This is a genomic window from Arthrobacter terrae, from assembly GCF_015708085.1.
In the GTDB taxonomy this organism is placed as follows: domain Bacteria; phylum Actinomycetota; class Actinomycetes; order Actinomycetales; family Micrococcaceae; genus Arthrobacter_M; species Arthrobacter_M terrae.
The window spans coordinates 48,903-65,268 of the sequence record NZ_JADNYM010000019.1; the positions used below are offsets into that span (position 1 = coordinate 48,903).

The 16,366-nt window shown below is 63.2% G+C and carries 14 protein-coding genes; 7 read left to right on the forward strand and 7 right to left on the reverse strand.

Features of this window, described 5'->3' with window-relative positions; translation table 11 throughout:
- Positions 1-17 precede the first annotated feature (17 nt).
- From narH to IV500_RS14700, 3 genes are all read right to left on the reverse strand, one after another.
- Positions 18-1,820 carry a nitrate reductase subunit beta gene (gene narH, locus IV500_RS14690; RefSeq protein WP_196397563.1) on the reverse strand — a complete coding sequence of 601 codons (1,803 nt, stop codon included), beginning with the start codon at positions 1,818-1,820 and terminating at the stop codon, positions 18-20.
- Positions 1,820-5,533: a nitrate reductase subunit alpha gene (locus IV500_RS14695; protein WP_196397564.1), complete on the reverse strand. Its 3,714-nt coding sequence runs from the start codon at positions 5,531-5,533 to the stop codon at positions 1,820-1,822. The genes narH and IV500_RS14695 overlap by 1 nt, the downstream gene beginning before the upstream one ends.
- 156 nt (positions 5,534-5,689) lie before the next feature.
- Positions 5,690-6,862: a cation:proton antiporter gene (locus IV500_RS14700; protein ID WP_230855015.1), complete on the reverse strand. Its 1,173-nt coding sequence runs from the start codon at positions 6,860-6,862 to the stop codon at positions 5,690-5,692.
- Between the two features lie 170 nt (positions 6,863-7,032).
- On the opposite strand from IV500_RS14700, the gene IV500_RS14705 reads away from it, so the two are divergent.
- Both IV500_RS14705 and mgtA read left to right on the forward strand, forming a co-directional pair.
- Complete coding sequence (locus IV500_RS14705) at positions 7,033-8,685, forward strand: ABC1 kinase family protein (RefSeq protein WP_196397566.1); 1,653 nt, start codon at positions 7,033-7,035, stop codon at positions 8,683-8,685.
- 173 nt (positions 8,686-8,858) lie between these two features.
- Positions 8,859-11,540, forward strand: coding sequence for a magnesium-translocating P-type ATPase (mgtA, locus tag IV500_RS14710; RefSeq protein WP_230855016.1), 2,682 nt, complete (start codon positions 8,859-8,861; stop codon positions 11,538-11,540).
- A gap of 11 nt (positions 11,541-11,551) precedes the next feature.
- Here the strand turns inward: mgtA and IV500_RS14715 are convergent, their stop codons facing one another.
- From IV500_RS14715 to IV500_RS22495, 4 genes are all read right to left on the reverse strand, one after another.
- A complete protein-coding gene (locus IV500_RS14715; RefSeq protein WP_196397567.1) occupies positions 11,552-12,142 on the reverse strand; it encodes a hypothetical protein in 591 nt (196 codons plus the stop codon).
- Between the two features lie 159 nt (positions 12,143-12,301).
- Entirely contained in the window at positions 12,302-12,883 is a 582-nt protein-coding gene (locus IV500_RS14720) for a DinB family protein (RefSeq protein ID WP_196397568.1), read from the reverse strand.
- 253 nt (positions 12,884-13,136) lie between these two features.
- A complete protein-coding gene (locus tag IV500_RS22490; protein WP_512699638.1) occupies positions 13,137-13,277 on the reverse strand; it encodes a DUF427 domain-containing protein in 141 nt (46 codons plus the stop codon).
- On the reverse strand, positions 13,241-13,414 hold the full coding sequence (locus tag IV500_RS22495; RefSeq protein WP_512699637.1) for a DUF427 domain-containing protein: 174 nt from the start codon (positions 13,412-13,414) through the stop codon (positions 13,241-13,243). Before IV500_RS22495 ends, IV500_RS22490 begins: the two co-directional genes overlap by 37 nt.
- Here IV500_RS22495 and IV500_RS21955 point away from each other — a divergent pair.
- The 5 genes from IV500_RS21955 (at position 13,361) to IV500_RS14745 (ending at position 16,192) form a co-directional block, all read left to right on the forward strand.
- Complete coding sequence (locus tag IV500_RS21955) at positions 13,361-13,486, forward strand: hypothetical protein (protein WP_281064049.1); 126 nt, start codon at positions 13,361-13,363, stop codon at positions 13,484-13,486. The genes IV500_RS22495 and IV500_RS21955 overlap by 54 nt on opposite strands.
- A gap of 402 nt (positions 13,487-13,888) precedes the next feature.
- Entirely contained in the window at positions 13,889-14,242 is a 354-nt protein-coding gene (locus IV500_RS14730; protein WP_196397569.1) for a PadR family transcriptional regulator, read from the forward strand.
- Positions 14,243-14,244: 2 nt separating this feature from the next.
- Positions 14,245-14,613 carry a DUF1048 domain-containing protein gene (locus tag IV500_RS14735; RefSeq protein ID WP_196397570.1) on the forward strand — a complete coding sequence of 123 codons (369 nt, stop codon included), beginning with the start codon at positions 14,245-14,247 and terminating at the stop codon, positions 14,611-14,613.
- Positions 14,610-15,431, forward strand: a complete 822-nt coding sequence (locus tag IV500_RS14740; protein WP_196397571.1) for an ABC transporter ATP-binding protein — start codon at positions 14,610-14,612, stop codon at positions 15,429-15,431. Before IV500_RS14735 ends, IV500_RS14740 begins: the two co-directional genes overlap by 4 nt.
- The gene (locus IV500_RS14745) at positions 15,428-16,192 is read left to right on the forward strand and encodes an ABC transporter permease (RefSeq protein WP_196397572.1); all 765 of its coding nucleotides are present in this window, start codon (positions 15,428-15,430) and stop codon (positions 16,190-16,192) included. The genes IV500_RS14740 and IV500_RS14745 overlap by 4 nt, the downstream gene beginning before the upstream one ends.
- Positions 16,193-16,366: the final 174 nt, after the last annotated feature.

Sequence of the window (16,366 nt, forward strand, 5' to 3'; positions counted from 1 at the left end):
GGACAGCTTGCGATCCCTCACGGCTCCTCCAGGGCAATGGCATTGGGTTCGTTGTCCGCCGGATTCCCCGAGGCGCCGGAGGCCGATGCGCTGGGTCCGCCGGCGTCGGGGCTGGGACCGGCGCGGCCGCCGCTGTGCGCGGGGGAATCCGCGCTCATCCGTGGCGCGTCCCGCTTGTCCGGAAACAACCCGCGCGGTGTCCCGTTGCCGTCCCAATTGAGCAGGTTGACCCGGCCGCGCAGGGATTCTTCACCGGCAACGTTGTCGGAGGTCTGCCGGTCGCGCAGGGCATTGAACGTCTCCACCGCTACCGGAGCGGGTTTGCCGCTGGCTTCCCCGAACGGGGAATCCTGCATGCCTGGGCCGCCGTCGAAATCCAGCGAGCAGCCCATTTCCTCCAGATCGTGGGCCTGTTCCATGTGCGCCTGCGGGATGACGTAGCGTTCCTCGTATTTGGCGATTGCCATCAGCCGGTACATCTCGTACATTTCCTGTCCCGCCATGCCCACCGCGGCGGGGATGGAATCGTCGGGATCGTTGCCCATGCTGATGCCGCGCATATAGGAGCGCATGGCTGCGAGCTTTTTCAGCACAGCCGTGACCCGGTCCGCATCCCCGGCGGTGAAAAGCTCCGCCAGGTACTCCACCGGAATCCGCAACGCATCGATGGCCCCGAACAGGTTTCCGTAGTCCTCCGCGTCGTGGCCCTGTTCCTTGAGCAGGTCCACCACGGGGGACAGCGGCGGGACGTACCAGACCATCGGCATGGTCCGGTATTCGGGGTGCAGCGGCAGGGCCACCTTGTAGACCTTGGCGAGCGCATAGACAGGCGAGCGCTGCGCGGCGTCAATCCAGTCGTCCTGGATGCCCTGAGCCCGGGCCGCGGCTATTACGGCGGGGTCATGCGGGTCCAGCAGCACGTCCATCTGCGCGTCATAGAGTTCCTGCGGATCGGTCACCGACGCCGCCTCGGTGACCGCGTCGGCGTCGTACAGGAAGAGCCCCAGGTAGCGCAGCCGGCCCACGCAGGTTTCCGAGCACACCGTCGGCAGCCCCACCTCGATCCGGGGGTAGCAGAAGGTGCACTTCTCGGCCTTGCCGGTCTTGTGGTTGAAATACATCTTCTTGTAGGGGCAGCCGGTAATGCACTGCCGCCAGCCGCGGCACTTGTCCTGGTCCACCAGCACGATGCCGTCTTCCACCCGCTTGTAAATGGCACCGGAGGGACAGGACGCCATGCACGACGGGTTCAGGCAGTGCTCACAGATCCGCGGCAGATAGAACATAAAGGTCTTCTCGAATTCGAGCTTGATCGTGTCCTCGGATTCGCGCCGGAGCTTTTCAATGACCGGATCCAGGTGGCCCATTTCGGGGGAGCCGCCCAGGTCATCGTCCCAGTTCGCGGACCAGGTGATTTTTGTGTCCTTGCCGGTGATCAGGGACTTTGGCCGGGCCACCGGAAAATCGTCGCCCAGGGGTGCATCGATGAGGGTCTTGTAGTCGTAGGTCCACGGCTCGTAATAGTCCTTGAGCTCGGGTTGGACCGGGCTGGCGAAGAGTCCGAACATTTTGCTGACCCGCCCGCCCGCTTTCAGGACCAGTTTCCCGCGCTTGTTCAGCGACCAGCCGCCCTGCCACTTTTCCTGATCCTCGTACCGGCGCGGATATCCCTGTCCGGGCCGGGTCTCCACATTGTTGAACCAGACATATTCGGTGCCGGCCCGGTTAGTCCAAGCCTGTTTGCAGGTGACCGAACAGGTGTGGCAGCCAATGCATTTGTCCAGATTCATCACCATGCCCATTTGAGCCATAACACGCATTAGTACTGCACCTCCTGGGAACGACGGCGGATGGTGGTTACGTTGTCCCGCTGGTTTCCGGTGGGGCCAAGGTAGTTGAAAGCGTAGGTCAGCTGGGCGTAGCCGCCGATCAGGTGTGAGGGTTTCACCAGCAGCCGCGTCAGCGAGTTGTGGATGCCGCCGCGCCGGCCGGTCGCCTCCGATTTGGGAACATCGATGGTGCGCTCCTGCGCGTGGTAGACGTACACCACGCCCTCCGGCATCCGGTGGCTGACCACCGCCCGCGCCACGTAGACGCCGTTGATATTCACACATTCCACCCAGTCGTTGTCCTTGGCCTCGATGGAAGCCGCATCCGCCGGGCTCATCCAGACGGTAGGTCCGCCGCGGGAGAGTGAGAGCATCAGCAGATTGTCCTGGTATTCGGAATGGATGGACCACTTCGAGTGCGGCGTCAGGTAGCGCACCACCACCTCCTTTGTCCCGTTCGGCCCCAGCTTCGGCTCGCCGAACAAACGTTGCATGTCCAGCGGGGGCCGATAGATGGGCAGCGCCTCCCCGACGTCGCGGATCCAGTCGTGGTCCAGGAAGAAGTGCATCCTTCCGGTGAGGGTGTGCCAGGGCTTGAGCCGTTCCACATTGATGGTGAAAGGGGAGTACCGCCGGCCGCCGGATTCGGATCCGGACCATTCCGGGGAGGTAATCACCGGGACAGGGCCGGCCTGTGTCTGGGCGAAGGTGATGAATTTTTCCTCGGATCCTTCGGCGAGGTCGGCCAGTTTCCGGCCGGTCCGTATTTCCAGATCCTTGAATCCCTGCACCGCCAGCTGGCCGTTGGTGGTGCCGGAAAACGTCAGGATCGCCTCGGCCATCTTTGCATCGGTATCGATCGCCGGCCGCCCGTTGGCTACGCCGCCAAGCATTACGCCATTGGCGTGGCTGAGCCGGTTCAGTGCGCCGTCGAGCTTATATGTAACGTTCTTGACGGTGAAGCCGAGCTTGTCCGCCAGCGGGCCGACGGCGGCAAGCTTCTGCGCGATCGCCGTATAGTCCCGCTCCACCACGGAAAAGACGGGCATGTTCTGCCCCGGCACGGCCGGGATGTCCGGCTCGCGCCAGTCCCGGACGATGCCGCCGGGTTGGGCCACCTGCCCCGGAGTATCGTGCTGGAGCGGGACGCTGACTAAATCGCGGCGCACACCCAGGTGCGTCTTGGCCTGCCGGGAGAGCTCTTCGGCCAGCAGATGGAAGGTTTCGAAGTCGGTCTTGGTTTCCCACGGCGGATCGATGGCCGGGGTGAACGCGTGCACAAAGGGGTGCATGTCCGTGGAGGAGAGATCGTGTTTCTCATACCAGGTGGCGGCCGGAAAAACGATGTCCGAGAGCAGCGTGGTGGAGGTCATCCGGAAATCGGCGGAGACCAGCAGGTCGAGCTTGCCCTCCGGCGCCTGCTCATGCCATTTGACGTCCCGCGGTTTGAGCCCCTCCGCATGGTCCCTGCCCATCACGTTGTTGTGCGTTCCGAGCAGGTTCCGCAGAAAATATTCATTGCCTTTCGCCGAGGAGCCAAACAGGTTCGACCGCCACAGCACCAGGGTCCGCGGCCAGTTTTCCGGTGCATCCACGTCCTCGATGGCCGGCGTCAGCGTCCGGTTCTTAAGGGCAGCGGCAATATAGGTCGGCGTGTCCTTTGCGGTTCCGGCGGCGACGGCGGCCTCGGCCTCGTCCGCTATGTCCAGCGGGTTCCGGTCGAACTGCGGATAGAACGGCATCCACCCGAGCCGGGCAGACTGGGCCAGAGTGTCAGCGGTGTGCATGCCGTCCAGTGCCCCCGTGGAGAGCGGGGATTTCAGCGCATCCGCGGAGTAGCCGTCCTGCCGCCACTGGTCGGTGTGCATGTACCAGTAGCCGGTGCCGATCATGGTCCGCGGCGGCCTGGCCCAGTCGAGGGCATTGGCAATGGAGATCCAGCCCGTCGTGGGCCGGGTTTTTTCCTGCCCCACATAATGCGCCCAGCCGCCGCCGTTGCGTCCCATGCAGCCGGTGAGCATCACCAAAGACAGCACCGCGCGGTAGGTGGCGTCGCCGTGAAACCATTGGCAGATGCCCGCGCCCATAATGATCATCGAGCGGCCCTTGGACTGCTCGGCATTGCGGGCAAATTCCCGGGCCACCCGGATGCAGGCCTGCGCCGGGACGGAGGTGATTTCCTCCTGCCAGGCCGGTGTGTATGGTGTGCCGGCGTCGTCGTAATCGGCGGCCCAGTCCCCTGGCAGCCCGGGCCGGCCGACTCCGTACTGCGCCAGCATTAGATCGAATACGGTGGTGACCAGATGCCCGTCCACCCGCAGCACCGGCACGCCGCGGCGCAGCACGCTGCCGGCACCGGCCGGATCTTCGAAGCAGGGCAGCAGGATTTCAGCACTTTCGGACGAGACCTCCAGCAGCGACAGCGCCGGGTCGATGCCCTCCAGGTCCAGGTTCCACTTGCCCTTGCCGGATTCGTTGTAGCGGAACCCCATGGACCCGTTGGGCACCACGGCGCGGGCGGTGAGCTTATCAAAGAGCACTGTCCGGAACGCCGGGTCCTGCGCACCCGCCTCAGCCGGCAGGTCAGCGGCGGTGAGGAATTTTGCCGGGACTAGGCCGCCGCCGTCGTGCTCCTCCAACCGCACCAAAAACGGCAGGTCCGTGTACTGCCGGACGTAGCCGGAGAAGTACGGCACCTCGCGGTCAACGAAGAATTCCTTGAGCATCACATGACCCATGGCCATGGCCAGGGCGGCGTCGGTGCCCGCCTGCGCCGGCAGCCACTCGTCCGCAAACTTGGTGTTGTCCGCGTAGTCCGGACTGATCGCGACCACCTTGGTCCCGCGGTAGCGCACCTCCGTCATCCAGTGCGCGTCCGGCGTCCGGGTTACCGGCACGTTGGAACCCCACATCATCAGGTAGGTGGAATCCCACCAGTCACCGGATTCCGGCACATCCGTCTGGTCCCCGAATACCTGCGGACTGGCCACGGGCAGGTCCGCGTACCAGTCGTAGAAGGAGGTCATCACCCCGCCGATCAGCTGGATGAAACGGTTGCCGACGGCGTGGGAGACCATGGACATTGCCGGGATCGGGGAGAAGCCCGAGCACCGGTCCGGCCCGTAGGTCTTGATCGTATGGGTGTGCGCGGCGGCCGCCATCTCGATGGCTTCCTGCCAGGAGACGCGCACCAGCCCGCCCTTGCCGCGCGCCTGCTGGTAGCGCCGCCGTCGTTCCGGGTCGGTGACGACGTCCGCCCACGCCAACACCGGATCCTTCAGCCGGCCCTTGGCCTCGCGGTACATTTCCACCAGGACGCCGCGGGCATAGGGGAACCGGACCCGGGTGGGCGAATAGGTGTACCAGGAGAAGGCAGCCCCGCGCGGGCAGCCCCGCGGCTCATACTCCGGGCTGTCCGCCCCGACGGAGGGGTAATCCGTCTGCTGCGACTCCCAGGTGATGATCCCGTCCTTGACATAGACCTTCCAGGAGCAGGACCCGGTGCAGTTCACCCCGTGCGTGGAGCGCACCACCTTGTCATGGCTCCACCTGTCCCGGTAGAAAATATCGCCCTTGCGGCCTCCCTCGCGGAACACCGCCCGGGAGTCGTCCGTCTGGTCCCATTTCGTGAAGAAACGGCCCAGCTTGAGCATTGCGTCCGAAATGGGTCCGTCAAGTCCCGGCGTGATCCGTTCAGTAACCATGCTCATACCATAGGAGTCGGACTTACCCGGCGCTAGAGGCCACCAAATAGTCAACAAAATTCTGCGCTAATAGCTAATTGACTGGCATGGCAGTGGAGGCGGAGTTGGATCAGCAGAACTGCCGGGACACCGACGCGGGCGGGCCACGTCGGGGGATCATTGCGTTGCTGGGGGAGGAGGGCTTTCGAACTGCCTGGCCACGATGACGTCGGTTGACGAATGGGCGAGGATGGACAGCACAATGACCAGCCCGACGAGGTGAAAGAGCTCATCGGAGCGCGCGGCACCTGATTGGAGGACCAGAAGCCCGTACACCACCGAAGCGAACCCTTTGGGCCCGAACCACATAGCAGCGAGCTGTTCTTTGGCGGGCAGCCGTGTGCCCAGGAATGAAACCAGCAGGGCCAGCGGGCGGGCCGCGACGATGGCCAGGACGGCGAAGACCCAGCCTGTCCACGAGATCTCTGAAAACAGGAACGTTGGCGTGATCAGCGCGCCAAAGACCAGGATTGCCGCCAGCTTCAGCAGTTCCGACACCAGTTCCCCGAACTGTTCGAATTCCTCCCGGAATCCCGGGCCCGCGTTAGCCACGGTGATGCCGGCTGAGAAAGCGGCGAGGAAGAGGTTGGCTCCCGTTACCAGGCAGATGGCGAGTACGAGCAGCCCAATGGAAACCGCCACCAGCGGTTGGAGTCCTTTCGTTGCCATCAAAAAGGGAAGCCGCTCAAGCCAGATGACGATCAGCGGCACCAGGACTCCGATCAGCAGACCAAGGCCGATTTCTTCGGCAAGGCCGCCGATCCCGACCTCCATTCCGTCACCGAGGGCCAGCAGCACGAGGACTATAGGCAGGGCCAATCCGTCATTGAGCCCTGACTCGACGTTGAGGAGGTGGCGTAGGCGTCCGGGAACTTCCTTACGCCCCACAATGGCGGCCGCGAACACCGGATCAGTCGGCGACAGCACCGCACCGAGCAAGAAGCTCTGAAGCCAAGGAAGACCTGCAATGAAATGGGCCAGCAGCGCGGTGATAAGAAGTGTCAACGGCAGCCCCAGCAGCAGCGCACGGCCGGGTAATCGCCACGCCCTCCTCAGACCAGACAGCGGCACTTTCATTCCGTCGGTAAACAGGACCGAAAACAGGGCCAGCTGGGCCAGTACGCCCACGACGGGATCACTGGGCTGGATGGGAATGACGCCAAGCATGCCCTGGCCAAGGGCGAATCCGCCCAGTAAAAACAGCACGGCGGTGGAAAGCACCGTCCGGCTGGCGCGTTCGGAAATGAGAACGCCGAGGATCAGCAGCACCGCGAAAGCGAGCGTGAGCATCGGTATCATCCACATTCCCCTATCTGTTGGTGGCGCCAGAATACAGGAACGGAACTGCTTTGGCGGCAGCAGCCAGCTGCCGCGCCATCCCCTCCGAAGCACGAGGAAGTCCGATACGCTGGGATGACTATCGTTGCCCTGGTTCGTTACGTTACGTCGGGAGGACGGGATTGGCCAACCACTTTGAGCGCTATCGCCAGGTAGCGGAAACGCTCTCCCGGCACGGTCTCGCCTGGCTGCTCGGTGCCACCGGACTTGAAAGGCTTGTCCCCTTCCCACGCGGGGTCGGGGGCGGGGAGCAGGCACCACTGAGCAATGCCGAACACCTGCGTCTTGCCTTAGCGGAGCTCGGCCCCACGTTCATCAAGCTCGGCCAGGTCCTGTCCACTCGCTCGGACCTGCTGCCTCCGGAGTTCAGAAATGAATTGGCCAAGCTTCAGGACGATGCTCCAGCTTTGCCTGCAGGGACCGTAGAAGAGCTGATTGTCCAGGAACTGGGCGCTCTCCCGACCACCTTGTTTGCGGCCTTTGACTCCGAACCGCTCGCCTGCGCCTCCATTGGCCAGGCCCATACCGCCACCGCGATGGATGGAACAGAACTGGTGGTGAAGATCCGCCGTCCTGGTGCCGTCCGCCAGATCGAAGAGGATCTGGAAATTCTGCAGAATCTTGCCGCTCAGGCAAGCCGCCGTTGGGCCATCGCCGAAGACTACGATCTCATGGGAATCGCTGCGGAATTTGCGCAGACATTGCGGGCCGAATTGGACTATCTGCAGGAGGGCCGAAGCGCCGAGCGCTTTACCGTCAACTTTTCCGGTGACGACGGTGTTCATATCCCGAAGATTTTCTGGGACTTCACTACCTCACGTGTTCTGACCATGGAGCGGATCCGAGGAATCAAGGTCAGCGATCTTGCGGCCCTTGACGCCGCCGGCATAGACAGGCGGGACCTTGCCAAGCGTGCGGCCGGCGCCGCTGCGAAAATGATTTTCGAGGACGGTTTTTTCCACGCCGATCCGCACCCGGGAAACCTGTTTATCCAAGACGGCGGACGAATTGGCCTGATCGACTTCGGCATGGTTGGCCAGGTGGACGAGAAGCTGCGAGCGCAGCTGGGAATGCTGCTGCTGGCCTTGGTCCGGCACGACCCGGAGCGGGTGACTGCCGCGCTGCTGGACCTGGCCGCATCCCGTCGAAGTGCCGAATCTGTCCGGTTGCACCGCGATGTGGTGTCGCTGATCGGCCTCTATGAAGGCAAGCCGCTGGCGGAGGTCCCGGTTGTCCGGCTCATTCAGGAAACGTTGGCCATTTTGCGCCGTCATCACCTTCAGCTGCCCCGCGAGATGGCGATGCTGCTGAAAATGGTGCTCATGCTGGAGGGACTCGGGGTGCTGTTGGACCCGGCATTTCAACTCGGAGAAGTGCTCGGTCCCTATGTCCAGAAACTGGCTGCTGAACGGATATCCGTGGCTGCCTTCGCCCGCAAGCTCGGTAAGGCCGGGAGTGAGGCCGTGGAGCTTGGCCTGGATCTTCCCGGGCAGCTGCGCCGCCTCCTTGCCATCGTGGACCGCGACGGTGTCGAAGTTCATCTCCGGGCCGCTGAACTTGAACCGCTGGTGGGTCGGATTGAACGGATAGGCAACCGGCTCGTCGTCGGCATGCTGACCGCAGCCTTCATTAGGGGGATCGGTGAACTCACCACCGCCGACACCTCACGCTGGCAGCAATGGCAACGGCCGCTGCTCGGTTCCGGTCTCGGAGCCGTCGGGAGCCTGGGTGCCTACCTGGGTTGGACGGCGCTGCGCAGACGTCGGCCGCGCTGAATCTAAGACCGGCCGCGGTCTTGAGCCGTGAATTCGCCGTCATGAATGCGACCAATTTTGGACCACGACCATGAGGGGACCTTTGGCCGCAGCCGGACGCAGGTACGGGGCCTACACTAATGCTGGCGGAGCAGGTGCTCCGGGGGACCGCCTGAAAGCATTGGACATTCCTTTTGGATCCGGACAATTCCGACAGTACGTTCACCGGTCCCGATACCAGTGCGCCTCCGGCCCTGAAGGATCCGGCCCTGAAGGATCTGCCCCTGAAGGATCTGGCCCGCGCCGGCAGCGAGGACGCCCTGCATGCCCTGCAAACGGATTCGAGCGGACTGAGTTCTGACGAGGCGCGGCGGCGCCTGCTGGATTACGGGTCCAATGCCCTGCGGACCCACAAGGCAAACCCGTGGAAAGTACTGTTGCGGCAACTCGCCAGTCCGATTCTATTGTTGCTGATCATCACGGCGGGAATTTCTGTGTTTCTGGGCGACGCAACCAATTCCATCGTCATTGGCGTGATCCTCCTGGTCAGCGTCGGCCTGGGATTCAGCAACGAGTACCGGGCCGAACTCGCGGCCGAGGCGCTCCATTCCTCGGTCCGGCACCGGGCCGTCGTCGTCCGCGATGGAGCGGAGAAAACCGTGAACGTCGTGGAACTAGTGCCCGGGGACATTGTCCGGCTCACCCTTGGCGCGGTCATTCCCGCGGACATGCGGCTCCTCACCGCCACAGATCTCCTTTGCGACGAGAGCATCCTGACAGGCGAGTCCCTGCCGGCGGCCAAGGACCCGGCGCCGGTCATCGGAACGGCAGCGTTGGGTGACCTTACGTCGTGCATCTTCATGGGCACGATCGTCCAGTCCGGGACCTGTAGCGGTGTGGTGGCCGCTACGGGCGGCCGCACAGAATTCGGCCGGATTGCCCTCGGGCTCGGGGAACATCAGCCGCAGACGGAATTCCAGCGGGGTCTGAAAAAGTTTTCCTATCTGCTCCTGCAGGTTGCCACGGTCCTGACTACCCTGATCCTGATCGCCAATCTGCTGCTGCGCCGGCCCCTGATCGAGTCCCTCCTCTTTTCGCTGGCTATCGCGGTGGGAATCACCCCGCAGCTGCTGCCCGCCGTCGTCAGCACCTGCCTTGCTGCCGGAAGCCGGGCACTGGCCAAGCGGAAAGTCCTGGTCAAGCGCCTGGTCTGCATCGAGGATCTGGGCGACATGGATGTGCTCGTCACTGACAAAACCGGGACCCTGACCGATGGCCGGATCAGCTTCCTGGCAGCGATCCCTGCCGACAGCATGTTCACTGCCAATGCGGTCAATGTGCTGGGCCTGCTTGCCACCGAGTCCGACCTCGGGCACGGGCGCAGCGGTGCTGCAGGGGCGAACTCCCTGGATGCGGCGTTGTGGGAATCGCCTGCGGGGCAGTCCTGGGAGCCCAAAAGTTACCGCCGGCTGGACCTGGTTCCCTTCGACCACCGGAGCCGGATGACCACCGTCCTGATCGAGGACGGCGGCGGGAACCGGCAGATGATCGTCAAGGGGGCGCCGGAGGACGTGCTGAAATACTGTGCCGGGGTACCGGCGGCTGCGCGTGCGGCGCTGGACGCCCAGTTCGACGCCGGTGCCCGGGTTGTCGCCGTCGCCCGTTGCCCTGCTCCGGCGCTGGAAAGCCTCAAAGGTGCTGACCGGACCGGTTTGGTACTCGCGGGTTTTCTGTGTTTTTTGGACAATCCAAAAAACAGCGCCAAGGAATCGCTCGAGCAGCTGGCAAAACTAGGGGTAACCGTCAAGGTCGCCACCGGCGACAACGCGCGGGTGGCCGAAAAGGTCTGCACAGATCTCGGCCTGGACTACGGGAGGACCCTGACGGGGGCGCAAATAGATGCCATGGATGACGACGAACTCAGTGCCGCAGTGGGCGGGACCGGGATTTTTGCCCGTGTTTCCCCGGAGCAGAAGGGCCGACTGGTGGGCATGCTGCGCACCACGGGCAGGTCAGTAGGGTTCCTGGGCGACGGCGTCAACGACGCCCTGGCGCTGCACGGCGCCGACGTGGGCATCTCGGTGGACAGCGGTGCCGACGTGGCCAAGGACGCCGCCGACATCGTGCTGATGGACAAGGACCTCGGCGTGCTCGCCGACGGCATCAGGGAGGGGCGGCGGATCTTCGCGAACACCATTAAGTACGTGCTGATGGGCACGTCGAGTAATTTCGGCAACATGTTCAGCGCCGCGGCAGCGTCCGTTGTGCTGAGCTTCCTGCCGATGCTCCCGGGCCAGATCCTGCTGAACAATCTGCTCTACGATACCGGCCAGCTGGCCATTCCGGGGGACAAAGTGGATCCGGAGCAGCTACGGGCGCCCTCACACTGGAACATTGCGTTCATCCGCCGGTTCATGCTCACCTTCGGGCCTATCAGCTCGCTCTTCGATTTCGCTACATTTGCGCTGATGCTGTTTATTTTCCACGCGGCTCCTGGCGAATTCCGTGCCGGGTGGTTCATTGAGTCGATAGCCACCCAGAGCCTGATCATCTTCGCCATCCGTACGCGCAGGGTGCCGTTCTTCCGCAGCAGGCCGTCCTCCGGCCTGCTCCTGGCCACTGTGGCTGTGGTGGCCGTGGGGATCTATCTCCCGCTCTCCCCGGTGGGAGGTTTCCTTGGTTTTGATCCGCTCCCGTTGCCGTTCTTCCTGGCCCTGTTGGCGATGACGGTGCTGTACCTGGTGCTGGTGGAAATTGCCAAGAAGCAATTCTTCGCCCGGGCCGCGGAGCCGCAGAAGGCTCCGGCCCCGCGCACAGCCGAGCACCACATTCACCGACGCGCAGCACGCTTCAGCGCTTCGGGCCGGCATCCATAGCCGGCTTCACTTCACTTTGTGGAGGACGGTTGCGGGACTGTGCGGACGGCGTCGGCTGCGATGATCGCCAGCATCACGATGCCGCTGATCACCGCCATGGCCGCGGCGGCTCGTGTGTGCCAGAGCCAGCCCACTGTAAGTCCCACTGCACCGAGAATTGCCATGATCACACCCAACGGGGTGAACATGGGTGTGTGAAAGGCAACGGCGAAGGGAATGAAGTGCAGCCCCACAGCCACCACTATCACGGCCGCCCGCAGCTCAGCTTTGTCGGCGTTGTCGAGCACAATGGTGCCAAGACGGATCAGCAGCAGCATTCCGGCCACACTGCCGAGATAGATGAACCCGCTTCCGGCACCGACACGACTGGCCTTGGTGAAAACTCTCGGCGTGACGAATACCAGAACGATGTAGGCCAACAGCGCCACCGCCCAAACGACGACAGCCACCACAGGCCACGGGGCCATCAAAGCGCCACGGTAGGCCATCACGAACACCGTCGCCCCGGCTGCCCCGATCAGTGTTCCCCATACGCGAGGGTCCCACGCCCGTTGGATGCCGCGAGTACGGATGCGAAGCTGGCGCTGATCAGTCTCATTCATACGTGCCATTGTCCATTAGTCCCGGCTTGAGCGGGATCCCGGAATACGATTCAGCCGAGCCAGTTAGCAGTCCTTGTCGAGTCGCTGATACTAAGCAGATTAAGAACCGTGTTCACCTGAATCGTGCTCGGTGACCCGCGGCCGGCGTTCCAGTCGGGCTCAGGAGACCCAGAACCCGACGGTGCAGAGCAGACGCGTCTCGTCGTCGGCGTCGGCCGGTGGTTCGATAGCGGGTGGGAACACCCCGAAGCCGCGCCAGTCCTCGGCGTTGGGCACGACGTGCTCGTTCATTCCGGCGATTATCTCCGTCGAGAGGTGGAACGGGATACCGAGGTGCTTCGCGATCAGCCAGGCCTGGAACGCGCGGTAGAGCGCCAGGTGCACCAGGCCCTCCTTCGCCGGATAGTCGCCGTACTGGAAGCGGAAGGTCGTACCGGGGTCTACCCCGGCGCGCACGGCAGCTGTCGCGATGTCGTTGAGAGCGTCGTAGGCTGCGATCGGATCATCGCCGAGCAGATCACGGTCGCGCAAGTCGTCGCCGTCGGCGATCGAGCCGCCGGCAAGTATTCCCGGGACCCAGGCCTCGTCGTAAGCGTGAGCTTTCAGGATGTCGCGGATGGTCGGGTTTGGGGTTTGGGTCCACCCGGCCGGAGCGGGCTTGTCGAGATCCTCGGGTGTGACACGGTCGATCACGGTGCGAAGGGCGGCATCAGAGGCGAGGAACAGCTGATTGGTTTCCATTTTCGGATTATACCCGCGGTATGCGGCTCTTCCTCTGGGCGCCTTACCGCACCCCGCGCAGGACGCCTGCTCGGGGCAGCCTTATCCTGACGAGCCGTCAGTAACGGCTGTGTCGACTGCCTCCCGGCTATCGCGGAAGATTGGGACGGACGCAGTAATCACCCGCACCTGCCGGCACGTCGACCTGGCCGTCCACATATGCGGGTTCGCCTTGCCCGAGATGACCAAGGAACCTGATTACGGTCCCTCCGACCTAGGACCATGGCGTCTGAGGTCGCAGCCGGGCAATGCCGTCGATCGTGACATCGACCCGCTCATCGAGGAAGGCGATATGGTCTCTGACCTCTTCGGCGTCGATCAGCGGCTGCCTGTATGACCAAGCCAGATCTTTGATGGGGACTGTGTTAAATTCGCGCGCACATCCTGCCGCGGAACATAGAAACGCATGGGCAATCCTGTCTCGTAGAGAATACGACCATGACCCGTCTCCGCCAGGATCTCACCGTTGAGGGAAATGCGGATGACGCGCAAGGTGCTGCGAATGTCGATTCGCGGGAATGGGTCGTGCGGATGCCTGATGCTCGCCCGTCGCCGGCGAGCTGAGTTACCGTGACTTCGCGTCAGCCGGTCTCGCGTACCGAGAAGGGGATGCGGGGATCCCATACCTGAATCTGCTCGAAATTGACGGGGGGGCGCTTGCTTTTCGGGCTGTTCGTCGATGACGCACCGGATATCCGAGGGGGAACCGCATAGCTGGGAACCACACGACGCGGCTCCCGCATCGATGAGTGGATAGTCCGCAGAATAGGCCGAAGTCACACCGCAGGCAATGGCACGATGAGGCACTACGTGGGGCTCGTTCGTTCCGGCGTCAGGTCCGGCAATTGGATTTGCTGCCTCAGCCCCCTGCAGAACAATAACTGTTCAGCCCTTGCCGGCCAGCGGTAGTCCGCGATACTATGTAGTAGTAGTCAGTGTCACCGAGTAGTAAAGAGAATGGAATCCATGAGCAAGCAGCAGATGACCGAGATGCTCAAAGGGACGCTCGAAGGAATTGTGCTCGAGATCCTGGCCGGGCAGCCGGCATACGGGTACGAGATCACGGCTCAGCTGCGCGAGCAGGGCTTCTCCGACATCGTCGAGGGCACCGTCTATGCGTTGCTGATCAGGATCGAGCAGCGCGGATTTGTGGACGTGGCGAAGGTTCCATCTGAGAAAGGGCCTCCACGCAAGGTCTACTCCCTTAACGCCCTCGGCGGCGAGTACCTCGGCGGGTTTTGGAGCACCTGGGATTTCCTCGCAGAACGCATCGAACGGCTTCACCACCACAGCGAACACCATCAGGGAAAAGGACAGTAGCAATGGCCACAAAGTGGATCGAGACCCTCACGGGATCGCTTGAGCAAAAGAAGCAGTACAAACAGGACAAAGCCCGCATTGACGCCCTTCACGAGCCATACAGGAGTGCCGCGCAGGCCATGCACCGGTATTTCATGTACTACGGCGGCGTGACCGACGGCGGGACACTCATCAGAATGTTCGGCCACTTGGCCGATCTGTGGGAGCGTGCCGCGGTCGACGGGATGCCCGTGCGCGAGATTGTCGGCGACGATCCGGTTGATTTTGCCGAAACCTTTGGCCAGGCCTATGCGGGCAGGCACTGGATCGACAAGGAACGTGCGCGACTGAACAGGAGCATCGAGGACGCCGTGCGCGAGGAACGAAAGTGACTGCCCAACCTGCTGTCCAGGTGAAGGGCATCAGGAAGTCATTTAAGGACGTGGACGTGCTATGCGGCGTCGACTTCGATGTGGAGGCGGGGAGTATCTTCGCGCTGCTCGGCTCGAACGGGGCAGGCAAGACCACGTTGGTACGAATCCTGTCGACGCTGCTGAAGGCCGACGCAGGCACCGCTACGGTCCACGGCGTCGACGTCGCCGCGAATCCGGGCAAAGTGCGGGAGTCGATCAGCCTCACGGGCCAGTTCGCCGCCGTCGATGACGTGCTCACCGGGAGGGAGAATCTCGTGCTCGTCGCCAAGCTGCGTCACCTGAAGAATGCAGGGGCCATCGCTGACGACCTCCTCGCTCGCTTCTCGCTCACCGACGCAGGGGACCGCAAGGCGTCAACGTACTCGGGCGGTATGCGACGCCGGCTCGACATCGCGATGTCCCTGATCGGGAACCCCCCGATCATTTTCCTCGACGAACCGACGACCGGGCTCGACCCCCAAGCGCGCATCGAGGTGTGGCAGACCATGAAGAAACTCGCCGACCAGGGCACGACGGTACTGCTCACCACGCTGCACCTCGACGAAGCGGAACAACTTGCCCATCGCATCGCGATTCTGCACAAGGGCACGATCATCCAGAACGGAACCCTCGCCGAACTCAAGCAAGTCCTCCCCGCGGCCAGAGTCGAATTCGTCGAGAAACAGTCCTCCCTTGAGGACGTCTTCCTCGCCCTCGTGGGTGAAACGGGCGAGGCCGGGACCACCGCCGACGACCCCGCAGACAGCAACGTCCCGGCACGAAATGAAATGCAATGACCACTCACGTCCTCGGCGACACCAGCGTGCTGACCGGCCGTTCGCTGCGCCACATCCTGCGCAGCCCGGACACGATCATCACCACCGTAGTCACACCGGTGGCGCTATTGCTGCTGTTCGTGTACGTGCTCGGCGGTGCGATCCACACCGGATCCAGCCAGTCTTACGTTAACTACCTGCTCCCCGGCATTCTGCTCATCACGATCGCATCCGGCGTCGCGTACACTGCGTACCGGCTCTTCCTCGACCTGCAAGGCGGAATCTTCGAACGCTTCCAGTCCATGCCAATCGCGAGGTCGAGCGTGCTCTGGGCGCACGTGCTCACCTCCGTGACCGCGAACCTGGTTTCCGTCGCCGTCGTCATCGGCGTCGCCCTGATCATGGGGTTCCGCACCGGAGCATCCATCGCCGTCTGGCTCGCCGTTGCCGGAATGCTGATTCTGTTCACCCTGGCAGTGACCTGGCTCGCCGTGATTGCCGGCCTCTCGGCAAAGACCGTCGACGGCGCGAGCGCGTTCAGCTACCCCCTGATCTTCCTGCCGTTCATCAGCTCGGCCTTTGTCCCCACCAGCTCAATGCCCGGCCCGGTCGCATGGTTCGCGGAAAACCAGCCCGTGACCTCTATTGTGAACACCATCCGAGCACTGTTCGCCCAACAAGCCGTCGGCAGTGAGGTCTGGATTGCCCTCGCCTGGCTTGTCAGCCTCCTCGCCGTCGCCTACGCCTTCGCGATCGCCACCTACGGTCGCAAGGTCAGTTGAGGCTGAGCACGACCAAGGAACCTGCGCCGGAGAACTTGCCTGGCCCTGCGCCAATCGGGGGACGATTGTCGGCAGGCATGTGAGCGTGCTCCCTGCAGCGGATATCAAGTGCTGATCGACATCGCAGCGTGCCTGCAGTGGACTGTTCACCGGACGAAGTTTCATCGCTGCACC